Source organism: Lentzea sp. NPDC060358, from assembly GCF_042725365.1.
Classification (GTDB): domain Bacteria; phylum Actinomycetota; class Actinomycetes; order Mycobacteriales; family Pseudonocardiaceae; genus Lentzea.
Map to the genome: position 1 here is coordinate 46,644 of NZ_JBHXCW010000002.1, position 25,494 is coordinate 72,137.

The following is a 25,494-nucleotide window of genomic DNA, read 5'->3' on the forward strand; positions in this document are numbered from 1 at the left end:
GTGTGCGGAATCATCGGAGTCTTCGGTGACGGCGGCCTCTCGTCGTCGGACGTGACCGCGGCCGTGGAGGTCCTGCGGCCCCGCGGTCCGGACGGGACAGGGGTCTGGGCTTCCGCGTCCGGTCGCGCGGTGCTCGGGCACACCCGGCTCGCCGTAGTCGACCCGGCGGGCAGCGCCCAGCCCATCAGGGACGAGTCCGGCGAAGTCACGATCGTCGTCAACGGCGAGTTCTACGACCACCGGCGGATCCGCCGCGACCTGGCGCGCACCGGACACGCCTGCCGCACCGACGGCGACAGCGAGATCGCCCTTCGGCTGTACCGCAGGGACGGGCACCGCGCGCTGAGCGAGCTGCGCGGCGAGTTCGCCTTCGCGCTGTGGGACGAGCGCAGGGGCGAGCTGTTCGCCGCGCGCGACCGGTTCGGCGTGAAGCCGCTGTTCTACGCCGAACGGGACGGACGGCTGTACCTGTCGTCGGAGATCAAGGCGCTGCTGGCCTGCGGCGTGCCGGCGCGGTGGGACCTGGCCGCCTACGCCGCACACCTGCAGATGGCGTTGCCGCCCGACCGGACGTTGTTCGCGGGAGTGCGCCAGCTGCCACCGGGGTGCTACCTGGTGGCGCGCAAGGGCGATGTGACGGTGCACCAGTACTGGGACCTGAACTACCCGACCGAGGAGGAACTGGCCGGCACCGAGCACCGGGGAGCGGACGCTCTCGCCGGGCACGTGGCGGAGGTTCGCCTCGCCCTGGACGAGGCGGTGCGGCTGCGCACGATCGCCGACGTGCCCGTGGCCTGTCACCTCAGCGGCGGCGTCGACTCGTCCGCGATGACCGCGCTCGCCGCACGGCACGTCCCGGTCAGCGGTTTCACCGTCGGGTTCCCGGACACCGCCCTCGACGAGAGCCCGGTGGCGGCGCGCACCGCCGCCCGGCTCGACCTGCCCCTCCACCGGGTCGGCGTCGAACCGGCGGACGTCGCCGCGCACCTGGTGGCCACCCTGCGGGCGGGGGAGATGGTGCAGGAGAACGCGCACGGCGTCGCGAGGTTCCTGCACAGCGCAGCCATCCGCGCCGGTGGGTTCAAGGTCGCCCTGGCGGGCGAAGGAGGAGACGAACTCTTCGCCGGGTATCCGCAGTCCCAGCGCGACCTCGCGCTCAGCCAGGACGCGGCTGCACTGCACCGGGCCAGGGCCGGCTACCGCAAGCTGTCCGGCTTCGGCGCGCCGCGGCATCTGCGCAGCACGCTGGACAGGCTCGGTTTCCTGCCGAGCTGGCTCACCCAGCGGTACCTCACCGTGGTGGTCCCGTCGCGTCCTCTGCTCCGCCGCGAGTTCGCTGGCCTGCTGGAGGAGACGGACTCCTGCGCCCCCCTGCTGGACCAGGCCCGCTCCCAGCTCGACGGCCGGCCGCCGCTGCACCAGTCCTCGTACCTGTTCGCCAAGGGCCGGCTGGCCAACTACCTGCTGGCGGCCGAGCGCCTGGACGCCGCCCAGGCGGTGGAGGTGCGGCTGCCCTACCTCGACCACCACCTGTTCGCCACCGTCCGGACTGCGGCGCTGTCCTGGTACGCGCCCGAGGGCCGGAGCAAACACGTGCTCCGCGAGGCCGTTCGCACCGAGCTGTCCGACGAGGTCTACACGGGCGGCAAGCGCGGCTTCTTCGCCCCGCCCGCCACTGTCGGCAGCGGACTGGTCGAACTCCTGCGCGACCTCACCGGTGACTCGGCGATGCGGGACAACCCCTTCTACGAACCGAACGCGGTGCGCCGGTTGCTCGACGAGTTGGCCGACCGGCCCGCCGATCGACAGGCGGACAGCGACCGCCTGCTGCACCTGGTGACGGGGACCGCCCTGCTCACGACCGAGTTCGGCATGACCGCCGACGCCGCACAGACTGTTGGAGGCAGCGGTGACTGAGCTGGACCAGGACCAGGTGTTCGCCGGCTTCTCGGCCGCCGAGGAGGTCGAGCTGTGGCAGCGGATCGCCGCGCTGCCGCCGGAGCGCCGGGCGCTGTTCGACGAGGTGCTGAGCGCCGGGCTGGGCGTACCCGGTTCACCCGGTGTTCCGGACGCGGCCGCGGGGCCGGTGAGGCCGTCCTTCGGCCAGGAGCGGATGTGGGTGCTGAGCCGGCTGACGCCGGTGGCGTACAACTACGCCACGGCGGTGCGATTGCGCGGCCCGCTCAACCCGCTCGCGCTGCAAGGCGCGCTCGACGCGGTGGCATGCCGCCAGGAGTCGTTGCGCACCAGCCTGATCCCCGCGGACGACGGCACCCTGACGTGTTCGGTCGCCGAGCGGGTCGCGGTGCCGTTCCGGATCGTCGACCTGACGTCGGCCGGCGAGACCGAGGTACTCGACCGGCTCGTGGCGGCCGAGACCCGCAGTCCCTTCGACCTGGGGAACGGCCCGCTGCTGCGTGCCGTGGTCTTCCGGCTCGGCTCCGACGACCACGTGGTGCTCCTGACCGCGCACCACGCGATTACCGACGGCTGGTCGAACGGCGTGCTGGCGCGGGAGCTGTCCGAGGCCTACGGCGACCTGGTCGCCGGCCGGCCCGTGCGACTGCCCGTGCCCGATCTCGGTTACCGCGACTTCGCCGAGTGGCAGCGGAACCGGGCCGATGGGCCGGAGTCGCGCGAGCTGACCGCCTTCTGGCGGGACCGGCTCGTCGACCTCCCGCAGACCGAGCTACCCCTGGACCACCCTCGGCCCGCCACCGGGCGGGGCGCGGGAGCGAACCACAGCCTGGTGCTCGGAGCCGACCTCGCCGCCGGCCTCGAGCGGCTGCGCCGGCAGAACGGCGGATCGCTGTTCATGCTCGTCCTGGCCGCGTTCGCGGTGGTGCTGCGCGCCACTACCGGGCAGACCGACCTGGCGCTGGGGACGCTCGTCTCCGGGCGCACCCGGCCGGAGTTCGAGCGCCTCGTCGGCTACTTCGTCAACGTGGTGCTGGTGCGCCTCGAGGCCGCGGACGACAGGAGCTTCCTCTCGACCTGGGCGGGCGTGCGGGAAGCGGTGCGGGACAGCCTGGCGCATCAGGAACTGCCCTACGAGAAGCTCCTGGAGCTGCACCGCGAGTCCGGTGGGGCCGGGAGCCCGATCCGGGTGCTCTGCGTCGCTCAGCAGTCGGAACCGTCACTCGACCTGCCGGGCCTGGCCGCCGAGCGGCTCGAGGTCGAGCTCGGCGCCGCGCAGTACGACCTGCTGGTGGAGGTCAGCGAGGAGTCCTCCGGGGTGAGGATCTCCTGCCAGTACGACGTCGACCTGTTCACCGAGGCCACGATCCGGCAGGTCGCCGAGCACCTCTGCACCGTGCTGACCGGTGCCGTCCTGGACGTGGAACGGACCGGCGCCGAACTGCTGGCCGAGCCCTGGAACCTGCCCGCCGCAACGGTTCCCGCCGCGGGGGAGAGCGTGTCCGCCCTGTTCGAGCAGCAGGTGGACCGCACGCCCGACGCCGTCGCTTTGTACGACGGATCGCGCACGATCTCCTACCGGGCGCTGGAGCGGCGCGCGAACCAGCTCGCTGGCCTGCTCGCCGAGCACGGGGTGACGCCGGGCGACCGCGTCGCCTGCTGCCTGCCCCGGTCGGTGCACTCGGTGCTCGCCATGCTCGCCGTGCTCAAAGCCGGAGCCGCGTACGTGGCGGTCGACCCGGACCAGCCCGCGGAGCGGATCGGCACCATCCTCGCTGACGCCCGGCCGAGCTGCGTGCTCACCACCGCCGCGTTCAGCGACACCTGTGCCACGGCGGATGCCCGTCAGGTCGTGGTGGACGCGGTGGGCGGGGAGCTCGACGGCCGCGCCGCCCACCGGCGGACGCTGCCGGTGCACGACGACTCCGCGGCCTACCTGGTCTACACCTCCGGCTCGACCGGCGTGCCGAAGGGCGTGCTCGGCACGCATCGCGGCGTGATCAACCGGATCCGCTGGATGCAGCGCGCCTACCCGGCCGGTGACACCGAGGTCTGGGCGGCCCGGACCTCTCCCGGTTTCGTCGACGCGGTGTGGGAGACGTTCGGCCCGCTGCTGTCCGGTGTGCCCCTCGTGGTCGTGGGCGCCGGGGACACGGCCGACCCGGCCCGGCTCGTCGAGGTGCTCGCCGCACAGCGGGTGACCCGGCTGGTGACCGTCCCGTCGCTGCTGCGGATCCTCCTCGACGACCGCCCGGACCTGGAGCACGACCTGCCGCACCTGCACACGTGGGTCAGCAGCGGGGAGTCCTTGAGCGCCGGGCTCGCGGAGCGGTTCCACCGGAGGCTGCCGGGACGCCGTCTGCTGAACCTCTACGGCAGCGCGGAGGTGGCCGCGGACGCGACCGCGTTCGAGGTCGTGCCCGGGGCGGACCTGCCCGCGGTCCCGATCGGTACCCCTCTCGACGGGGTGACGACGGAGGTGCTGACCCCGTCCAGCGTGTCCGCACCTCTGCTGGGCGTGGGCGAACTGCACGTCGGAGGCGCCGGTCTCGCTCTCGGGTACCACGCTCGCCCGGCCGAGACCGCGGCCCGTTTCGTCCCGGTCCCCGGAGCGGGCGGTGCCGGTCGGCGGTGGTTCCGCACCGGCGACGAGGTCCGCCGCCGCGTGGACGGTGCCCTGGACCACCTCGGCCGGATGGACTCGCAGGTGCAGATCCGGGGCCACCGGGTCGAGCCCGGCGAGGTGGAGGGCGCCCTGCGGCAGCACCCGGAGGTCCGGGACGCCGCCGTCACCGCCCAGCCGGACGCGGTGGGTGACCGGTCGCTCGTCGCGTACGTGGTCACGGTGGACGACACCGAGCTTCCCGGCGACCTGACCGCCTTCCTGCGGCATCGGCTCCCGTCGTACGCCGTGCCCGCCGCAATGGTCCGGCTGCCGGAACTGCCGCTGAACGCGAGCGGCAAGGTCGATCGCCCGCGCCTGCTCCGTCCCGGCCGCAAGCAGGGACGAGGCGCTCCGGCCGGGCCGGGCACGCCGCTGGAGGCCGTGGTGCTCGACGTCTTCGAGGACGTCCTGCCCGTCACCACCCGCCCGCACGCCGCCGACGACTTCTTCCTGCTGGGCGGTCATTCGCTGCTCGCCGCCCACGTCGCCGCCGTGCTGCGGGAACGTCTGGGCGTCGCGGTCTCGCTGGGTGACCTCCTCGCGGCTCCGACCGCCGCGAGCCTGGCCGCTCGCCTGGAGCGAGAAGGCGCCGCTCTGCCCGCCGAGCGGGTGGCATCCGGCCCGGTCGCCCAGGTCGTGCCCGATCCGGCGGCGCTGCACGACCCGTTCCCGCTCACCGAGATCCAGCGCGCCTACCTGGTCGGCCGCGACGCCGAGCTCGACCTGGGCGAGGTCGCCACCCACGCCTACATGGAGCTGAACGCCGCCGGACTCGACGTCGACCGGTTCGAGACCGCCCTCAACGAGGTGGTCGGACGGCATCCGATGCTGCGGGCGGTGATGTCCGACGACGGCACGCAACGAGTGCTGGAGTCGGTTCCCCGGTACCTGGTCGAGTGCCAGGATCTGCGGGAGGACGACACCTCCACGCGGCAGCGGCGGATGCTCCGCTGGCGCGAGGAGATGTCGCACCAGGTGCTGCCCGCCGACACCTGGCCGCTGTTCGACGTGCGGGTCTCCCGGATGCAGGACCAGGACGCGGTGGTGCACATCAGCATCGACGCCCTGGTCTGCGACGCCTACAGCTTCGGTCTCGTGATGACCGAGCTCGCGGACCGCTACGCGGGACGCGGCGACGCGCACCCGCCGCTGAGCCTCACCTTCCGAGACTACGTGCTCGAGCAGGAGCGCCGCCGCCGGGAACCGGCTCGGGAGAAGGCACAGGCGTACTGGCGGGATCGGCTCGCCGAACTGCCGGCAGGGCCGGAACTCCCGATGGCCACGACGCCGGAGGACGTCGGGCAGCCCCGGTTCGCTCGACGTTCCGGGCGGCTGGACGAGCGCGACTGGTCGGCGTTGAAGGCCAGGGCCGCGGAACACGGGCTGACCGCGTCCGCCCTCCTGCTGAACGCCTTCGTCGAGATCGTGACCCGGTGGAGCAGGCGGCCGCACTACAGCCTGATGCTCACCGTGTTCCAGCGCGACCAGGTGCACCCCGAGGTCAGCGGTCTCGTCGGTGACTTCACGACGCTGTCCGTGCTCGAGGTCGACCGCCGCGCCCGGACGACCTTCGCCGCCCACGCCCACGCGCTGCAACGGCGGCTGTGGGACGACCTGGACCACGCTCAGGTCAGCGGGGTCGAGGTGATGCGGCAGTGGACCAGGGACCGCGGCCTGCCGCCGCGGCTGCTGACCCCGGTGGTGTTCACGTCGAACCTGCCGGTGGCCGGCGCGTCCGGCGGCGACGACACCGGTTCTCCCTTCGGCCAGGTCGGCTTCGGTGTCACGCAGACGCCGCAGGTGCACCTGGACCACCAGGTCGGCGAGCAGGACGGCGCGCTCGTCTACAACTGGGACTCGGTGGACGAGCTGTTCAGCCCCGGTGTCGTCGACGGCATGTTCGGCGAGTACCAGCGGTTGCTCGGCCGGCTGGTCGCGGACGAGGCCGTGTGGGCGGAGCCGCCGGGAACCACGCTCCCGGAGGCGCAGGCGGCCGTGCGGGCGAGCGTCACCGTCGAGTCGGAGGTCGCTGCGGCCCGGTGCCTGCACGACGCGGTGTTCGCGATGGCCGAGAGCAGGCCGGACCAGGTGGCGGTGGTCGACGGCCGGACCCGGATGACCTATCGCGACCTGGCCGCGCGGGCGCATCAGGTCGCGCGCACGCTGCTCGGACAGGGAGGCCCGCGGCAGACCCTGGTCGGGATCGCGATCCGCAAGGGGTGGCAGCAGGTGGCCGCCGCCTTGGGCGTGCTCGAGGCGGGGATGGCCTTCCTGCCGCTCGACGCCGACCTGCCGCCGGCACGGCTGGAACACCTCGTGGAACGCGGGGAGCTGCGGACCGTGCTCACCGCGGGCGAGGCCGCGCGACAGCTGCCGCGACTGCCCGGTGTCCAGGTGGTGGACCTCGACACTCCGGCGGAACTCGACCCGTGCACGACGCCGCCTGGGGTGTCCGTCGATCCGGACGACCTGGCCTACGTCATCTTCACGTCCGGGTCCACCGGGACGCCCAAGGGCGTCATGATCGACCACCGGAGTGCCGCCAACACCGTCGACGCGGTCAACGCGCGGTTCGGGATCGGGCCGGACGACCGGGTCCTCGCGGTGTCGTCGCTCAGCTTCGACCTCGCCGTCTACGACCTCTTCGGACTCCTCGCGGCCGGCGGCACGATGGTGTTGCCGGAACACGGGAAGCGCCGAGATCCGGCGCACTGGGCCGATCTCGTCCGGCGGGAGCGGGTCACCGTGTGGAACTCGGTGCCCGCGCTCGCGGGGGTGCTCGCCGACTACGCCGAGCCGTTGGCCCCGGACGCCCTCGCCTCGCTGCGGCTGGTGATGCTCAGCGGCGACTGGATTCCCATCGCGCTGCCCGACCGGGTCCGCGCGCTCGCCGAGAGCGCGACCGTGCTGAGTCTCGGTGGCGCGACGGAGGGATCCATCTGGTCGGTCTGGTACCCGATCGGTGTGGTGGAACGGGACTGGCCCAGCGTCCCCTACGGCGTCGCCATGCCCGGCCAGTCCGCACGTGTCCTGGACGAGCACCTGCGGCCGTGCCCGGACTGGGTGACGGGGGAGCTGTACCTCGGCGGACAGGGTGTCGCGCTGGGGTACTGGCGGGACGACGAGCAGACCGCACACCGGTTCCCGCTCGACCCCGAGACTGGCCGGCGGCTCTACCGGACCGGTGATCTGGCCCGGCACCTGCCCGACGGCAACCTGGAGTTCCTCGGCCGCGAGGACGGCCAGGTGAAGGTCAGCGGGTACCGCGTCGAGCTGGGAGAGGTCGAGACGGCGGTGCAACGACTCCCCGGGGTGCAGGCCGCCGCGGTGGTGGCCGTGGGCGCGCCCGGTGAAGCACGGCGGCTCGTCGCCTTCGTGGTGCCGGAGGCGGGAACGGCGCTCGAACCCGCCTCGCTGCGCGACCGGCTCAAGGAGATCGTGCCGGAGTACATGGTGCCCGCGCTGTTCCGGCAACTCGAGCACCTCCCGTTGACCGACAACGGAAAAGTCGATCGGTCCGCCCTGCAGGAGCGTGTGTCGCAAGCAGACGGACAGATCCAGGCGACGGCGCCGGTGGACCCGTCGCGCGTCGCCGGGGTGATCGAGGACCTCGGCGTGCTGTGGGGGGAGCTGTTGTCCGTGCCGGTGGCGCGGCCGGAAGACGACTTCTTCGCGCTCGGCGGCACCTCTCTGGAGGCGATCCGGCTGAACACGAAGCTCCAAGAGTTGTGGGGTGTGCGCATCCCGCTGACCAGGCTGTTCGACAATCCGGTGCTCGCCGCGGTGGCCGAGGCGGTGACCGAGGCGCTGAGCGGCGCGGACTCCGGATCCGGTGTCCTGCAACCCCTGGTGCCCCGTCCCGACGACCGGTACGAGCCGTTCCCGCTGACCGACATCCAGCACGCTTACTGGCTGGGCCGCCGGACCGGCCTCGGGCTCGGTGGTGTCGCCACGTACGCCTACCTGGAGATGGACGTCGAGGAGCTGGACCTCGGCCGCCTGGAACGGGCGGTGCGGTTGCTCGTGGACCGGCACGACGCGCTTCGGACCGTGGTGCGACGGGACGGCAGCCAGCAGGTGCTTCCCTCTGTTCCCCCGTACCGCGTCAGCACCGAGGACCTTCGTTCCCAGCACCCCGACACCGCGGCGGAGCGTCTCGCCGCGATCCGCGCCGAGATGTCGCACCAGGTCCGGGACGCTGGCCAGTGGCCGCTGTTCGACCTGCGCGCCCATCGGCTCGACGACCTCGTCACCCGGCTGTACCTGGGGATCGACCTGCTCATCGCCGACTCGTACAGCAGCCGGATCCTCACGAAGGAGCTGATGACGCTCTACCACGATCCCGCTGCCTCGTTGCCCGAGTTCGGCTGTACCTTCCGCGACTACGTCCTGGCGGCGGAGGAGCTGAAGGGGAGCGACCACCACCGCCGTGCCCGGGACCACTGGACGGCCAGGCTGACCGAACTGCCCCCGGCTCCGGGACTGCCACTGCTGCGGCGGCCCCAGGACCTCGTGGCGCCGCGGTTCCACCGTCTGCAGACCGAACTCGACCCGGAGCGGTGGCACGCGGTGCGGGAGTGGGCGGCGGCGAACGGGCTCACGCCCTCCGGGACGCTCTGCGCCGCGTTCAGTGAGGTGCTCGCGCGCTGGAGCGACAGCCCGCGCTTCACGTTGAACGTCACGACGTCCAATCGGTTCCCCCTGCACTCCGATGTGGATGCTCTGGTCGGGGACTTCACCACTACCACGTTGCTCGCCGTGGACGCTGCGAGTGCCCACACGTTCCCGTTGCGGGCGAAGCGGTTGCAGCAGCGGCTGTGGCAGGACCTCGAACACAGCCTGGTCAGCGGCGTCGAGGTGCTCCGCATGCTGCGCAGGAAGCCGGACTGGCGGGGCGAGGTGATCATGCCGGTGGTGTTCACCAGCACCCTGGATTCCGGAGGCGCGTCCTCCACTGAGGACACAACCGAGAAAACCGCCTTCTGGCAGGCGAAGCCGGTGTACGGGCTCAGCCAGACGCCGCAGGTGCTGCTCGACCACCAGGTCGCCGAGTGGTCCGGGACGTTGGTCTGCACCTGGGACTTCGTTGCCGACGCGTTCCCGCCCGGCCTGGTGGAAAGCATGTTCGACGCGTTCAACACGGTGCTCGGCGATCTCGTCGAGGTCGCCGAGCGAGCTGGAGGTGATCTGGAATGACCACGGTCGATCAAGACTTGTCGTTGCTCCCCGCCGAGCAGCGGGAACTGCTGCGCGGCCTGAACGAGCTGACCGGTGATGTCCCGCCGGGGACCGTCGCGGCCGCTGTGGCCGCCCTGTCGGCCGAGCGGGGCTCTTGCCTCGCGGCGCGGGGCCCGGCTCGCGAACTGACTCGTGCGGACCTGCTCGTGGAGGCCGATCGCCTGGCCGCCGCCCTGCTGGAGCTGCGGGTGACGCCGGGCCAGCGGGTGGCCCTGTGCGTGGAACCCGGCGTCGGCCAGATCATCGGTCTGCTCGGCATACTCCGTGCGGGAGCGGTGGTGTTGCCGATCGATCCCGTGGCGGGGCACGTGGCCCGGTGGCGGGCGGTCGAACGGTCGAGCGCGGCGGTCCTCGTGTCCCAGCGGTCGCTGCTTGGTCAGTTGGGCTGGCCGGAACGCCTCGGCGTGCTGGCGGTCGACGACCTGCCGCGGGCGCGGACGCCGTTGACCCTGCCGGACCTGACGGACGGCCACGCCGCCGCGTGCGTCGTCGGTGGTGCGGAGACCGTGCTGCGGCATCGGGACCTGCTCAACCTGGTGGCCGACCTGGCCGATCGGTTCGGCATCGGCCAGGACGACCGCGTGCTGGCGCTCACCCCGCTCACGTCGGGGCGAGGCGTCCAGGAGACCGCAATCGGTCTGCTGACCGGTGCCGCGCTGGTGTTCTGCGAGGACGCCGACGCGCGGAATTCCTCTGGCTGGCCGGCGTTGATGACGCGGGAGCAGATCACCGTGTGGCACGCCACGCCCTACTTGCTCGACCTGCTGGTCACCGAGCTGGAAGATCGCGGTGAAGGTGTGCCTGAACAGCTCCGGCTTGTGCTGGTCAGCGGCGAACGACTTCCCGTGGACCTCACCCGGCGGCTGGGCGACCTCGCCGGTCAGGGGGTCACCGTCGCGAACCTGTCCGCGGCCGAACCGGATGGTTCGTGGGTCGCCTGCCACGCGCCCGCCGGTGAAGCGCGGGAGACGCCGACGGTGCCGATCGGACGGCCGATCCGCAACCAGCGCGTCCACGTGCTCGCGGAGAACGGCAGCGACTGTCCCGCGTGGGTGACCGGGCAGGTGTACTACGGCGGATTGGTGGCCGAAACCGTCAACGGCCAGAACGACTCCGGCACCGTCCACCCCGCGACCGGTGAAAGGCTGAGGCCCACCACCCAGTACGGCCGGGTGCTCCCGGACGGTGTCGTGGAGATCGTCGGCGACGCTTCCGCGCAGCTGCTCGTGCACGGCCGGCGATTGCACGTGCACGACACCGAGGTTGCCCTGGCTGCGATGCCCGAGGTGCGTTCGGCCGCAGTGGTCACCGTCGCCGATGGCACCGAGTCACGTGGGTTCGTGCGTCTTCTGGCAGGAGCGAGTATCACCGGGGCCGACCTGCTGGACCGATTGCGCCGCAAGGTCTCGCCCTACCTGTTGCCCAGCCGGATCGAGGTCCTGGACAGGTTTCCGCTCACCGCCGACGGACGAGTGGATCGACCAGAATTGGCCGCGATGCACGGTTCGGCGGCGAGCAGGGCCGCCGAGGTCGCTCCCGAGGTTCTGACGCGGACCGACGCGGACCTGCTCGCCGCGGCCACCGCCATCGCGTGCCGGGTGCTCAACGTGAGCGAGATCGAGCCGGACACGAATTTGCTGGACCTCGGCGTCACCTCGGTCGAGCTGGTGCGGCTGGCCACGCTGGCCGAGGACGAGCTCGACATCGAGGTCGAGGTGGAGGAACTGCTGAACTTCCCGTCGATCTCCATGCTGATCGGTCCGCAGCTCGCCAAGAGCACCGAGCCCGTGCGGCAGGAGCCCACGCGGTCTCCGGACGAGGCTGAGGACCTGCTCGTCGGAGTGGTGAAACGGCACGCCTTCAAGGACAGGCACATGGGTGTGCGGCACGAACACACCGCCGAGACCGGATTCAGGCTGGGCGGGAACGCCGATCCCAGGCTCTTCGCCCGTCGCACGGAACGCCGCTTCTCTCCCGCACCAGTGGTTTTCGCCGATCTCGCGCTGCTGCTCGGCGCGTTGCGGTCGGCGGACCAGGGCGGCGAGTCCAAGTTCTGGTATCCCTCTGCGGGCAACGCCTACCCGTTGGGCGTCTACCTGGAGGTGGCGCCGCACCGCGTTCGGGACCTCGACGCGGGGATCTACTACGTGCGTCCCGACCGCGCCGAACTCGTGCCGGTCACCTCGGGCGGCCGGATCCCCGCCACCGCGCACGCCGACCTCAACCAGGCCGCGCTGGAGGAGTCGGCCTTCACCCTCTACCTGGTCAGCAGGATGGACGCGATCACGCCGCTCTACGGCGAGCTGGCGTGGGACTTCTCCGTGTTCGAGGCGGGAGCGATGACGCAGCTGCTGATGTCCGTCGCGGCGGAGACCGGTCTCGGACTCTGCTCCGTGGGCACGCTGGACTCCACCGAGCTGACCGAACCGTTGCAGCTGCAGCAGAACGACCGGTTCGTGCACGCCCTGCTCGGTGGAATCCCACACCGAGACGGAACCAGGGCACCGCGATGACGGCCCGCAGCGGACCCCTGTCTGGCCGACGGCGGCCGGTGTCGGCAGACACCCGCGATTGGGTGCGCCCGATCGGACCGCCGGCGGGTGCCACCCTCCCGTTGCGGGTTGTGGCAACCGAACCGGGACTCGACCTCGCCCGCTGGGCGACGGACGCGGTCGACACAGTGCGGTCCTGGCTCGACCGGCACGGAGCGTTGCTGTTCCAGGGCTTCGGCGTCGACCTCGGCGGTTTCCCGGCGGTCGTCCAGGCGTTCGTCGGCGCACCCAGTCCTTACCTGCAGCGGTCCTCCCCGCGCACCGAGCTCGGCGATCGGATCTACACCGCCACCGACCACCCCGCTGACCAGACCATCCTGATGCACTCCGAGAACTCCTATCAGCGGGATTTCCCGGGGCGTCTCGTGTTCTGCTGTCTCCGGCCACCGATGACGGGCGGCGCGACGCCACTGGCGGACACCCGTCGGGTGCTCGGCAGGATCGATCCCGAGGTGCTCGCCGTGTTCGCGGAGCACGGAGTGCGCTACGTGCGCAACTACGGCACCGGCCTGGGGATGTCCTGGCCGGAGGCGTTCCAGACCGAGCAGCGCGCCCAGGTCGAGGAGTACTGCCGGGAGCAGGAGATCGGCTGGGAGTGGATCGGGCGTGACCGGTTGCGCACCAGCCAGATCAGGCCCGCGCTCGCCGTGCACCCCGGCACCGGCGAGCGAGTGTGGTTCAACCACGCGGTCTTCTTCCACACCAGCAGCCTGCCTGAGCAGATCCGCAGCCAGGTGGGGACGCTACCGGCGGACGACCTGCCCGCCGCCACCACCTACGGGAACGGCTCACCGATTCCCGCAAAGACACTCGATCATCTGCGGTCGGCCTACACGTCCGAGCAGGTCGCTGTGCCGTGGCAGGTGGGTGACGTCCTCGTGGTGGACAACCTGCTGGCAGCGCACGGCCGAGAGCCCTACACAGGTGACCGCAAGGTGGCCGTCGGCATGGGCGTCCCGCTCTCCTGGGACGCGGTGCGGCCAGGAGCGAGCCGGTGAGCTCCTACGCGTCCCGCCCACGCTGTCAGGCCACCGCCCGCACACCACCGCTGCCGGGATGACCGCGGCCGGCCGGATCCTCCGGCCTCCCTCCCAGACCGTCCCGAACACCCTTCCCCACAAAACGAACAGGAGATATTCCGTGACCAAGCCCGTGGACGACACCACCGACAACCGCACCTTCCACGTCGTCATCAACGCCGAGGAGCAGTACTCGATCTGGGCCACCGACCAAGACCTGCCCGACGGCTGGACCGTGGCGGGCAAGACCGGCAGCAGGGACGAGTGCCTGGCCCACATCGACGAGGTGTGGACCGACATGCGGCCGTTGAGCCTGCGGCAGTTCATGGCCGAGCACCCGGAAGGACTGACCGACGAGGTCGTGGAGGACCCGTACGCCGGTGTCCCGACGCTGGTGGAACGGCTCTCCGCCGGGCAGCACCCGGTCGAGATCTCGCTGCGCCCCGAGCGCACCGCGGTCGCGCTCGGCGAGGCCGTCGAGCGCGGCTTCGTCTTCGTCCGGTTCACCGGCACCGACGGCGGCACCGAACTGGGGGTCGAGCTGGTCCCCGACGACTGCGCGCTGTCCGGCGCGGACTTCGCCGCGGCGACGGGGGAGATCCGCCTGAGCGGATCGCTCGAGCTGGACTTCGTCCCGATCACCTGTACCGCCTCGATCGATCTGTCCACTTTGGCTGGACAGGGGGCCGTCGCGGTACGCCAGGCGTGATCAGTGACGGATCGAGGTCAAGGGAGCCGGGAAATGGCGAAGTCCACTGTGTACGTGTTCTCACGGCTCGTCGCGCCGGGCCTGGGCGACCTCGTCCAGCGCAACATCGCGCTGGCCCTGCTGCGCCGGGCGTACCCGGACGCGGCGATCACCGTGGTGACTGGGCACGACGTGGCGGCCCGGTTCGCGGACTTCTTCGAGCGGCACAGCTACGCCGCGGACGTGGTGTGCTGCCCGGATGACGGGGACGAGGGCGGCTGGCGCCGGTTCATCGACGACCTGGCCGCGCGGAAACCTCAGGTGTGTTTCGTCGACCCGGACAGCAGGGGACTGGGCGCGAGAGAGGCGAGGCAGGCCGGGATCCCGGTCCGCCTCGGTGTCCCGGGGCGCGAAGCCGACGATGGTGATCTTCTCACGCACCCGCTCCAGTTGCGATTCCCGGTGTCCCGCGCACCGGACCTCCTCGACTACGCCTCCGCGTTGGCCCGTGCCCTCGGCTTGCCGGGAAAGGTCCGTGCACACGACGTGGTGCCGGAGTTTCCGCGCAGTGCCACACCGCCGCGGGGACTGGTCGCGGGCTCGCCCAGGGTTGCCGTCCATCCCGGCGGCGACCCGCGGTGGAACAGGCGCTGGCCGCTCGACAACTACGCCGAGCTCTGCCGGCTCCTGGTCCGGCGCACCGGTGCCGTCTGCTACCTGCTCGGGGACCAGGCGGAGCGCGAGAACCTGCTTCGCCTGGCGGAGCGAGTCGCCGCGTCGGAGCCGGATGCGCGCGTCGAGGTCGTCGCGGGCGGAACACTTGACGACGCGGCGAATCTGCTCGCCGAGATGGATCTGCTGGTCGGGAATGACTCGTCACCGGCCCACGTGGCCGCCGCCGTGGGCACGCCGACCGTGGTCGTCTACGGCCCGACTGGAACCGAGTTCTTCTGGAAGCGGGTGTACCCGCTGCACACGGGGGTCTCCCTGAGCTATCCCTGCCAGTCGGTCGCCAATCCTCCGGACGACCTCTCCGCCCGGAGCTGCGCGCACCACTGCCTCGTCCCTTACTCAGCGCCCGACGGCCCCTACCCGAAGTGCTTGACAGACCTCGACGTCGAGCGCGTGTGGGTCGCCGTGGCCCGTCGGCTCGGTTGCCCCGAGAACGCAGAATCGAGGTCGTGACGTGAGCCAAGAGAACGCGGATCCGGTCCGCACCATTCTGTCGATCAACTTCAACCACGACGGCGCGGCCGTCCTGCTCCACGAGGGAAGGGCGGCGGGCTTCGTCACCACCGAGAGGTTCTCCGGGCTCAAGAAGCACCCCGGGCTGCGGGAGGCCGATCTCGCCGAACTGCTCGACCAGGCCGGGATCTCGCTGTCCGATGTGGACCACGTGATGCTGTGCAACCTGCACAACATCGACTCGCCTGACATCGTGGAGCTGTACGGATCCGACCTCAAGGAGACCTGGTTCGAGTTCTGGGTGGACCAGCGCAACACGCGGGTTCGCATCGACGGCGTCGAGATCCCGTGCACCGTCAACCCGGAACACCACCTCCTGCACGCCGCCGCGAGCTACTACACCTCACCGTTCGACACCGCGGTGTCGGTGGCCATCGACGCGATCGGCTGCCGCGCGTACCTGGGGCAGGGCACGAAGCTCCTGCCCGTGCAGGAGGACTTCGACAGCTGGTTCATCGCCAACATCGGCTACTCCTCCGTCGCACAGATCATGTTCGGTTCGGGCATCGTCGGCGCGGGCAAGGTCATGGGGCTGGCGCCCTACGGTGCGGCGGGCGCGCCGGCCGGGGTCGACCTCACCGGGATCACCCGGCTCGAGGACCTGGTCGCACTGGCCGACCGGGACCCGGTGCCGGTCAAGGTCGGCCAGCGCGAGCTCAACGCCCGTCTGGCGCACTACGTCCAGCTCGGCCTGGACATCCAGCTGATGGAGTTGTTCGCGCAGCTGGGCACGATCGCCGCCCAGTCGGGGGTCGCGCCGAACCTGTGCCTGTCCGGTGGCACCTCGCTGAACGTCATCGGGACGGAACCGGCGTTCGCCGCGTCGAAGTTCGAACAGGTGCACTTCCACCCCGCCTGCGGTGACGACGGAACCGCGATCGGGGCCGCCCTCTGGCACTGGCACCACGTTCTGGGGAATCCACGGCAGCAGCACCCGAACACCGAGCTGATGTACTCGGTCCGGCAGTACCCGGACCACGTGGTGCAGGCCGCTCTGGACGAGTTCCGCGACCAGATCTCGGTGGAGGTGGTCGACGACTACGTGGGCCGTGCGGCCGACCTGATCGCCAACGGCGCTGTCGTCGGTTGGTACGAGGGTGCCGCGGAAATCGGCCCCCGCGCGCTCGGGCACCGCAGCATCCTCGCCGACCCGCGCAGCCCGACCATGCGGGACCGGCTGAACTCGGAGATCAAGCTGCGGGAGTACTTCCGCCCGTTCGCGCCGTCGGTGCGAGGCGAGCGGGCCGCCGAGTGGTTCGGCGTGGCCGACAGCCCGTTCATGCTCCGAGCCGCTCCGGTTCTGAAGCCGGGGGTGCCCGCGGTGACGCACGTGGACGGCACCGCGCGCCTGCAGACGGTCCGCCGGGAGGACAACCCCGCCTACTACGACCTGATCCGCGCCTTCGAGGACCGGACCGGGGTGCCGATGGTGCTGAACACGAGCCTGAACACCAAGGGCGAGCCGATCGTCGAGACCCCGCGGGACGCCGTGCGGACCCTGCTGGACGCGGGGCTCGACCACCTCGTGCTGCCGCACATGATCGTGCGCCGCCGGGAGACGCCATGACCGCGCCAAGCAGGCTCGCGGCAGGCGAGGGCTCGGCCGTCCGTGTCCTCGCCGAGGGCCGGGTGACGCCGTCATGAGCGGTGATCTCCTCGGCCTGCTGTCCGCGATCAGAGGGTTGCGGGTGCTGGTCGTCGGCGACGCGATCCTCGACAGGTACCTCACGGGGACGTCCACCGGTCTGTCCAGGGAGGCACCGGTTCCTGTGGTGGAGCTGACCAGCGAGCACGACCAGTGCGGTGGTGCGGCGAACGTGGCGGCGAACCTCCGCGCGCTCGGCGCCGAGCCGCAGCTGCTCTCGGTGGTCGGTGCCGATCCGGCCGGGCAGCGGCTTCGTGCCGCTCTGGCCGCCGCCCAGGTCGGCACCGGCGACTTGGTGGTCGACGAGAGCCGGTCGACGGTGGTCAAGCGCCGGGTGCTGGCCCGGGAACAGATGCTGTTGCGGATGGACGAGGGCAGCACGGGCCCGATCACCGCGGCCACGGCCGGCGAACTGACCCGCCGGCTCAGCGACCAGCTGCATCGGTGCGACCTGGTGATCGCCTGCGACTACGGCTACGGCACCTTCACCGGCCCGGTCGTCGAGGCGTTGGCCCGCTACCCGCGGCGCCCGCTGTTCGCCGTGGACTCCAGGACGCCGGAGCACTTCCGGTCACTTCACCCGGACGTGGTGAAGCCGAACTACGACGAGGCCGTCACGCTCCTGGGCAAGCCCCGGCTGGATTCGTGTGGCGACCGGGTGAGCCAGGTCGTGGACCACCAGGCCAGCCTGCTGGAGCGCAGCGGAGCGGAACTCGTCGCGGTCACCCTGGACCGGGACGGTGCCGTGGTGCTGCAGGCCGGCCGGCCGAGCGTGCGGACCTGCGCGGCCGTTCGCGAAGCCGAGACGACAGTCGGCGCAGGAGACACCTTCACGGCGGCGTTCGCGCTGGCGCTGACTGCGGGTGCCGAGCCGGCCTCCGCAGCCGAGTTCGCTTCCGCGGCAGCGGGAACAGTGGTGCGCAAGCCGGGTACGGCGATCTGCGATCCCGCAGAACTGCGCCGGACGCTGGCGAGCACGGGCAAGGTCCTGCCGGACGGCGAGCTGCCCGCGTGGCTCACCGACGTCGCGGGCCGCAGTTGCCAGGTGGTGTTCACCAACGGCTGCTTCGACATCCTGCACGGCGGTCACGTCTCCCTGCTCAGCCGGGCGAAGGCACTCGGTGAGCTGCTCGTCGTCGGTGTGAACGCCGACGAGAGCGTGCGCAGGCTCAAAGGACCGTCCCGGCCCGTAGTCCCGCTGGCGGAGCGAATGCGGGTGCTGGCCGCGCTGGGGTGTGTTGACGTCGTGGTGCCGTTCCACGCCGACAGCCCTGCGGAGCTGATCGAACGGCTGCGACCGGACGTCTACGTCAAGGGTGACGACTACGCCTTCGAGGACCTGCCGGAAGCATCGCTCGTCGAACGCCTCGGCGGCCGTGTAGAGCTGTTGCGCACGGTCGCCGACCAGTCGACCACCAAGATCATCCGAGACATCCACGCGTTGTCAGGCGAAAGATGACGGTCCATTTCGGACTGAAGAGGAGCACGAAATGATGGAATCGACGACGACGACCGGATTCCGGCGACTGGAGCGAGCGCGGCGGCGATACGCCGAACTCATCAACGCCCTGCTCGCCGCCGGCGATGAGACCGCCGCGCGGGCGTGCGCGGAGCTGGCCGTCGCCCAGGGCATCTGGCGCCACCCCGACCAGCGCCCGAAGCACTACGTGCCCTCGCTGCCACCGATCCCGGTCTACGACCCGGCCGACTTCTGGTTCACCGACTACCTGCGGGAGAGCTACCCGCGCATCCGGGCCGAGCTGGACTCGGTTACCGACCCGTCGGCGCGCGGCTTCCTGCCGGTGGAGGAACCGCTGGTCGGCGCCGGCCGATGGGACCAGGTGACCCTCTACGACATGGGACATCGGTTCGACGACGCCTGCGAGCGGTTCCCGGTCACCGCCGGCGTGATCGAGGGCATTCCCGAGGCCAGCAGCGGCGGGCCGGGGGCGGTCACGCTGTCCTGGCTCTACCCTGGATCGCACATCCTGCCGCACTGCGGCGGGTCCAACGCCCGGCAACGGGTGCACCTCGGACTAGTCGTCCCGGAGGGACCCCGGATGAGGGTCGGGGACCAGATCCTGCGGTGGCGGGAAGGCGACTGCCTGGTCTTCGACGACTCCTTCGAACACGAGGTGTGGCACGAGGGAACCGAACCTCGGGTCGTGCTGCTGATGGACGTCTCACACGCCGGGCTGGATGACAGCGCCCGGGACTGGATCCTCTCCGCCCGCACCGCTTTCGACGAACGCATTCGCGCGTACATGGACGAACGCGGCATCGCGCGCGCGGAGATGGTCGACGGAGTGCTGCATCTCGTCGCGGACGGCGCGACGACCAGTCTCTTCACCCGGCACATGAGGGAGATCGACGCCTCGGCGGTCGAGTTCAGGGACGGAAAGGTCAGTTACGAGTGACCACGCCCGCCGCCACCGGCACGGACCCGCAGCCGAGGCCGGGCTGGTCGCAGCTCTCCGCCCTGCTGCGGTTCGGTCCCGGCCTGCGGCTCGCCCTGGCCGGACTGCTGTTGCTGGACCTGCTGTCCTACACCACCGTGCTGATCCAGCCCCAGGCCGTGAAATGGCTGCTGGACTCGGTGTCGACCGGTGCCAGCTTCGCGCCCGCCCTGCTGATGTTCGCCGCCGTGGCCGTGTGTTCCACGACCCTGGTCGTGGTGAGCAGCTACCAGATGGGCAAGCTCGGGCACCGGATCGTGCTAGGGGCGCGAAAGGACATGATCGGTTCGCTCTTGAAGGCGCGTGTCACCACCGTGCTGCGCATGCCGATCGGTGATGTGCTCTCCCGGGTCGGCACTGACACCGCACTGCTGCAGCACGCGCTGTCCGAAGCGCTGGTCCGCGGTGCGGTCGCCCCGATCGTCATGGTGGCGACCGTGGTGCTGATGGCGTTGACAGACCTCACGATGGTGCTGGTCCTGCTGGTCATCGTGGTCGTGGGTATCGGAGCCGAGCGGCTGGTCCTTCGTGGACTGTCGAAGGCGGCAGAGGCCGGCCAGGTCAGTGTCGGTGACATGCTCACGGGGCTGCAACGAGTTCTCCTCGCCTTCCGCACGGTCAAGGCGTTCGGCACCGAGGCGCGTGAGGCGCGCGAGGTCGTCGGGCAGGCGGAGTCGGCCTACCGGCAGGCAACGCGGGCGTCGGGCTGGAAAGCGGTCATCGACGGCACCGGCTGGGGACTCATGGACGTCATGTTTCTGGCCTCGCTCGGGATCGGTGCCGCAAAGATCGCGTCAGGTCAGATGTCGGTCAGCGACCTCGTCGCGTTCATGATCTATGTCACCACCCTTCGCACGCCGGTGGCGGTGCTCACGAACGCCGCGAGTGCCATCACGGCTGGTCTGGCCGCACTGGCGAGAGTGGACGAGATCCGAAACATCCCGGCCGAGCCGGACGACCACGTCCTGGCCGTCCCGCCGTCCACCACCTCCGCCGACGCCTTGATCCCCCCGGGGATCGTGCTGGACGGGGTCTGGGCCGGGTACGGGAAACACCCCGTGTTCAAAGGCGTCTCGTTGCACATCCCGCACGGGCTCACCGTCCTGACCGGGCCCTCCGGGATCGGTAAGACCACGCTCCTGAACCTGATTGAACGGTTCGTTGAGGTGCGGCGGGGACGACTGCTGCTCGACGGGGTCGACATCACAGCTCTGCGACGCGCCGAACTCCGCGATCGCCTGGCCTACGTCGAGCAGGACGCGCCACTGCTCGGCTTGAACATCCGCGATTCCGTCAGCTACGGCGCGGACTGCGCGGACGACGACGAACTGATCGCCGCCCTCGACTCGGTGGGGCTCGGTGACTGGGTCAACGCCCTGCCCGACGGCCTGGAGACCCTCGTCGGAGAGCGAGCCGTGGCGATCTCTGGTGGGCAGAGACAACGGCTTGCGGTGGCCCGCGCACTGCTGCGCCGAGCCGACGTGCTCCTGCTCGATGAGGCCACGTCACAACTCGACGCCGACAACGAGCAGACGTTGCTACGGACTCTCGTCGACCAGTCCAGGACCCGCACCGTACTGGTGGTCAGCCATCGCATGTCCGTGGCGACTCAGGCCGATCTGGTGGTTCTGCTCGACGAGAACGGGGTCCGCGCAGCAGGGAAGCATGCTGATCTGCTGCGTTCGGACGCGTTGTACCGCCGGCTGGCGAAGACGGGTCCGGCCTCGCCTGTGCCGGTTGCGCCAGTGCACAAGATCCGGCACGACAGCGACCACATCGATCCAAGGAGCTTCCATGGCAGCTGAGAAACGGCAGGACGGTGCGCTGGCTGAAGCGTGTCGTACCGGCGACGACCGGGCGATTCGGGAACTGGCGCCGACAGCGGAGGATCTCGCGGCCCGCGACGAACACGGGTGGAGCGCGCTGGACTGGGCCGCGGGTACCGGGAATCGGGCGACTGTGGCCGCTCTCCTCGAAGCAGGAGCCGACCCGGCGGCCACGACCAGGGACGAGCAGACGCCCTACGCGATCGCCTTGGCCGCCGGGCATCGGGAGGTGGCTGGGATGTTGCGCCAGAGCGCCGGGCAGGCGTCCGGCAACTGGACGCCCTACTGCCGCGCGTATCCGCTGAACGCGGTGCGGGCTTACCGCGGCTGGCCCTGGGAGGCGGACGAGAGCGTCCGGGACGGTTCCCGGGAAGGCGGAGCCATCGTCTACGTGCACGACGACTTCACCGTCACCTCGTCGATCTGGCCTGATGAGGACGTGCTCCTAGCCGAGGTCACGGTGGAGTGGAAGCGGTTCTGCCTGCAGGAGCTGGGATTCGAGGTTCCCGATGACCTCGACCTCGTTCCGGCCGTGAGCGAGCCGGCCGACGAGCGGACGAGCCGTGGCTGAGCTCGTCGACGGCACCGAGGCCTTGGAGGGTGGTCGCCGCTGCACAGTGGGCCTGACGGTGCGCAACCGTGCTTCCGGCACCAGCAGATCGACTTCGGCGGCCGTTCGTGCACGGCCTTGCCCGGAGACCACTTCCGGTAGCTCGGCGTTTGCGGCGCCGACAGGCCGTGGACACCCCGTTCGGGAGTCGGCTGGTTGCAGAGGAGAAGGGAACAGTGATGACGTCTGTGAATCGCGAGCTGAGCGTTTCCAGCACAGTCGGTGCGCGCGCGTACCTGGTGCAGATGGCACGTCGGTACTACACCGGCCTGATCGACGCCTGGCACTACGCGGGCGATGCCGAGAAGGCGATGGAGTGCGCGAACGCGGCGGTGCGGCAGGGCGTTTGGGAGCATCCGCTGCAGCGGGCGAGGGAGTACGTACCTGGGCTGACCGCGCAGCCGCTGCACGACCCCGGGCAGTTCTGGTTCACGTCGTACCTGGAAGAGAACTACCCGCTGATCCGGGCGGAGATCGAGCAGCTGCTCGACACCCCGCTCGACCCGGTGGTGCCCATCACCGATGACGCGGGCCTCATCCGCAAGGGCAGCTGGAAACAGGCATACCTGTACCGGGACGGCCGCTTCCAGAGCCAGACCTGCGCGCGGTTCCCCGTCACCATGGGTGTTCTGGAGAAGATCCCGGACGTGACGGTGCTCAGTCCAGGGGTGATCTCGGTGTCCAGGGTGACGCCGGGCACGCACATCATGCCGCACTGCGGCTCGACGAACGCGTTGCTTCGCATTCACCTGCCGATCAAAGTCCCTGCCGGTGCAGGGATCCGAGTCGGTGATCAGGAGACGCGGTGGGAGGAGGGCAAGTGCCTCGTCTTCGACGACTCGTTCGAGCACGAGGTGTGGCACCGGGGCACCGAGGACCGAGTGGTGCTGATCGTTGACGTGCTGCACCCAGATCTGAGCGGCGACCACCAGGAGCGGTTGTTGCGGCGGCGGCACAATTTCGAGGAGCAGATCGTCTCGTTCATGCGCGAACGCGGTCTGCGGCAGGTGCGCGTCCAGGACGGCGAGGTGGTGCTCACGCCGGATGACACCGTACGGCAGCTGGTCGAGACCTACCTGTCCGGCACCGGCATCACCAGGGCTGAGCTCGAGGGCGAGCAGGTGCGGTGGGAGCGGCAGGTTTGACGGCCCGGACCTCGCGATCGACGATCCCGCGCCGGGTTGCACGGAATCACCGATGCCGCGCTCGGCGGTCGTGCGGCGAGCATCACTGGACAGGAACACGAGCGCGATTCGGTCCGCACCCGCTTTCTGTTGTGACCGAAGGAGAAGTGCCATGAACTCGTTGTCCGACGCTGTGCTCACCGGCGCGGGTGAGGAGGAAATCGAGCGTTCCCCGTTGCCACAGATGTACCTCGCCGCGCTTCTGCGGGCGGAGGACGTCGCGATGTTCCAGGGGGTGACGGGCAAGGACGTTCGCAAGTCGCTGCACATGGGCCTCGTTCCGATGCCGGACCTGGCGCCGGACGAGGTGGTCGTGGCGGTGATGGCCAGCTCTGTCAGCTACAACACCGTGTGGTCGGCGATGTTCGAGCCGATCTCCACGTTCCGCTTCCTGCGGCAGTTCGCGGCCCAGGGAGGCTGGGCGCGGCGGCACGATCGTCCCCGCAACGTGGTGGGCTCCGACGCCGCGGGCGTGGTCGTCCGCGTGGGCTCCGGTATGCGGCGGTGGCGAGCGGGCGACCACGTGGTGGTCAACCCCGCCTACGTCGACGAGCAGGAAGCGGGCTCCCACGACGACGGCATGCTCGGCGCCGGGATGCGCGCGTGGGGTTTCGAGACGAACTTCGGCGGCCTGGCGGAGTACGCGCTGGTGCGGGCAAGCCGGCTGGTGCCGAAACCCGCGCACCTGACGTGGGAGGAGGCCGCGTGCAACCAGTTGTGTGCCGGCACCGCCTGCCGCATGCTCGTCGGTGACCACGGCGCCAGGATGAAGCAGGGCGATGCTGTGCTGATCTGGAGCGCCGCAGGCGGTCTGGGTGCGTACGCGGCCCATCGGCCTGGACGACACCACGGGCGACGATCCGGCCAAGGTGCTCGAGGTCGGCAAGCGGCTCGGCACCGAGATCCGCCGCCGGATCGGCCGGGGCCCGACATCGTCTTCGAACACGTGGGACGGGCGACGTTCGGCGTCTCGGTGTTCGTGGCGCGGCGAGGAGGAACGGTCGTCACGTGCGGCTCCAGCACCGGTTACCAGCACACGTTGGACAACCGGTACCTGTGGATGAAGCTGAAAAAGGTCATCGGCAGCCACGCGATGGACCTCCAGGAGCAGGTCGAGACCAACCGCCTCATCGCGAGCGGTGCTGTGGTCCCGACCATGTCCGCCGTGTCCCCACTGGCCGAGGTTGCCGAGGCGGCTCGGCTCGTGCAGACCAACTGCCACCTCGGGAAGATCGCCGTGTTGTGCCTCGCGTCTGAGCGTGGACTGGGCGTCACCGATCCGGCCCTGCGCGCCCGGATCGGCGAGGAACGGATCAACCCGTTGCTCTGCCTGGCAACCGCGGGAGGTGGAACGGCGTGAACCAGGCCAGCGAGGTCGTTCTCGCCCCGGACGACGCGGTGTCGCAGCTGGTCGAAACCTGGCTTTCGGGAGTCGGCATCGCACCCGCCGAGCAGATGCGCTAGGAACGCAGAAGCCCGTGAGCAGGACCGTGTCCACGATCACGACGTGCTGGCGTGGACGCGTCTTCGCGGCTATCGACGAAGAACGGAGAACGATGTACCTCGAGACTTCGAGGCTGGAGCTGCTGCCACTCGACCCGGACGAGCACACCGAAGCGCTGCACGAGGTCTACGGCAACCCGGCGGTGATGCGGTGGTGGACCTGTCCGCCGCTAGCTTCGGTGGAGCAGACACGCCAGGTGCTCGCCGAGGAGGGGACGAGACCTGGTGCCGCGCTGTGGACCTTGCGTCGTACAGCGGACAGGTCGGTGATCGGCATGGCCGGACTGCTCGGCGGCGTGGCCATTCCCGGCCTGACCTGGATCCTGGCCGAACAGGCCTGGGGACATGGGTTCGCCACCGAGGCGGCTACCGCCGTCATCGACCACGCCTTCACGCATATGGGCCACGGCCGGGTGGAGGCCTGGGTCGAGTCCACCAACGCCCGTTCGATCGCGGTGTGCAGGAAGGTCGGCCTGAGTGAACGAGGCCGGCTCGTCCAGCGTTACGAACACCGGGAGCGGCCGCACGAGATGATCGTGTTCGGCCGGGCGAGCAGACCGGATCCGATTTCGGTGGTCCACCTCCAACCGGTGGTCCAGGTGGCCGACGTGACGGCGACGGCGACGTTGCTGTGCGCTGCCTTGGCCGCCAGGGTTTCCTTCACCGTCGGCGAGCCCGCCGACATGGCCGGGATCGTCCTCGGTCCGTGGAGTACGGGGCCAGGCGTGCGCCTGGTTCGGTGTTCACCGTCGACGTGCGCTCCGGTCGAGATCGGCCTCGACGTCGGCAGTGGCTTCGCTGAGCTGTACCAGTCGGTGCTGGGTTCAGGGGCAGTTCACGTCGAACCGCCCGTCGACCAGCCGTGGGGGAGGCGCGAGTTCGCGTTCCGCTTGCCGGAAGGGCATCGGATCGTGGTGAGCACGCCGAACTGATCGACCATCGGGAA

General features: G+C 70.4%; 13 protein-coding genes and 1 pseudogene. All 14 read left to right on the forward strand.

Translation table 11 applies throughout. The annotated features are described in order from the left end of the window. The 14 genes and pseudogenes from asnB to ACFWGZ_RS00805 all read left to right on the forward strand — a co-directional run bounded on the left by asnB (nucleotide 1) and on the right by ACFWGZ_RS00805 (nucleotide 25,480). A complete protein-coding gene (asnB, locus tag ACFWGZ_RS00740; protein WP_382449335.1) occupies nucleotides 1–1,917 on the forward strand; it encodes an asparagine synthase (glutamine-hydrolyzing) in 1,917 nt (638 codons plus the stop codon). After that, complete coding sequence (locus ACFWGZ_RS00745; RefSeq protein ID WP_382449336.1) at nucleotides 1,910–9,778, forward strand: amino acid adenylation domain-containing protein; 7,869 nt, start codon at nucleotides 1,910–1,912, stop codon at nucleotides 9,776–9,778. Before asnB ends, ACFWGZ_RS00745 begins: the two co-directional genes overlap by 8 nt. After that, nucleotides 9,775–12,333 (forward strand): AMP-binding protein, encoded by a 2,559-nt coding sequence (locus tag ACFWGZ_RS00750; RefSeq protein WP_382449337.1) that lies wholly within the window; start codon nucleotides 9,775–9,777, stop codon nucleotides 12,331–12,333. Before ACFWGZ_RS00745 ends, ACFWGZ_RS00750 begins: the two co-directional genes overlap by 4 nt. 110 nt (nucleotides 12,334–12,443) lie before the next feature. Continuing rightward, nucleotides 12,444–13,370 carry a TauD/TfdA family dioxygenase gene (locus ACFWGZ_RS00755; protein ID WP_382449338.1) on the forward strand — a complete coding sequence of 309 codons (927 nt, stop codon included), beginning with the start codon at nucleotides 12,444–12,446 and terminating at the stop codon, nucleotides 13,368–13,370. 154 nt (nucleotides 13,371–13,524) lie between these two features. Beyond that, nucleotides 13,525–13,725 (forward strand): annotated as a pseudogene (locus ACFWGZ_RS00760) (MbtH family protein); the annotation flags it as partial. Between the two features lie 408 nt (nucleotides 13,726–14,133). After that, nucleotides 14,134–15,264: a glycosyltransferase family 9 protein gene (locus ACFWGZ_RS00765; RefSeq protein WP_382449339.1), complete on the forward strand. Its 1,131-nt coding sequence runs from the start codon at nucleotides 14,134–14,136 to the stop codon at nucleotides 15,262–15,264. 1 nt (nucleotide 15,265) lies between these two features. Continuing rightward, on the forward strand, nucleotides 15,266–16,891 hold the full coding sequence (locus ACFWGZ_RS00770; protein WP_382449340.1) for a carbamoyltransferase C-terminal domain-containing protein: 1,626 nt from the start codon (nucleotides 15,266–15,268) through the stop codon (nucleotides 16,889–16,891). A gap of 73 nt (nucleotides 16,892–16,964) precedes the next feature. After that, a complete protein-coding gene (gene rfaE2, locus ACFWGZ_RS00775) occupies nucleotides 16,965–18,428 on the forward strand; it encodes a D-glycero-beta-D-manno-heptose 1-phosphate adenylyltransferase (protein WP_382449341.1) in 1,464 nt (487 codons plus the stop codon). A 31-nt stretch (nucleotides 18,429–18,459) separates the two neighbouring features. Continuing rightward, on the forward strand, nucleotides 18,460–19,386 hold the full coding sequence (locus ACFWGZ_RS00780; protein WP_382449342.1) for an aspartyl/asparaginyl beta-hydroxylase domain-containing protein: 927 nt from the start codon (nucleotides 18,460–18,462) through the stop codon (nucleotides 19,384–19,386). Beyond that, entirely contained in the window at nucleotides 19,383–21,230 is a 1,848-nt protein-coding gene (locus ACFWGZ_RS00785) for an ABC transporter ATP-binding protein (RefSeq protein ID WP_382449343.1), read from the forward strand. Before ACFWGZ_RS00780 ends, ACFWGZ_RS00785 begins: the two co-directional genes overlap by 4 nt. Beyond that, nucleotides 21,220–21,822: an ankyrin repeat domain-containing protein gene (locus ACFWGZ_RS00790; RefSeq protein ID WP_382449344.1), complete on the forward strand. Its 603-nt coding sequence runs from the start codon at nucleotides 21,220–21,222 to the stop codon at nucleotides 21,820–21,822. Before ACFWGZ_RS00785 ends, ACFWGZ_RS00790 begins: the two co-directional genes overlap by 11 nt. Before the next feature lie 218 nt (nucleotides 21,823–22,040). Then, entirely contained in the window at nucleotides 22,041–23,006 is a 966-nt protein-coding gene (locus ACFWGZ_RS00795; RefSeq protein WP_382449345.1) for an aspartyl/asparaginyl beta-hydroxylase domain-containing protein, read from the forward strand. A 151-nt stretch (nucleotides 23,007–23,157) separates the two neighbouring features. Further along, the gene (locus ACFWGZ_RS00800) at nucleotides 23,158–24,405 is read left to right on the forward strand and encodes an alcohol dehydrogenase catalytic domain-containing protein (RefSeq protein WP_382449346.1); all 1,248 of its coding nucleotides are present in this window, start codon (nucleotides 23,158–23,160) and stop codon (nucleotides 24,403–24,405) included. A gap of 130 nt (nucleotides 24,406–24,535) precedes the next feature. Next, a complete protein-coding gene (locus ACFWGZ_RS00805; RefSeq protein ID WP_382449347.1) occupies nucleotides 24,536–25,480 on the forward strand; it encodes a GNAT family N-acetyltransferase in 945 nt (314 codons plus the stop codon). The last annotated feature ends 14 nt before the right edge of the window (nucleotides 25,481–25,494 follow it).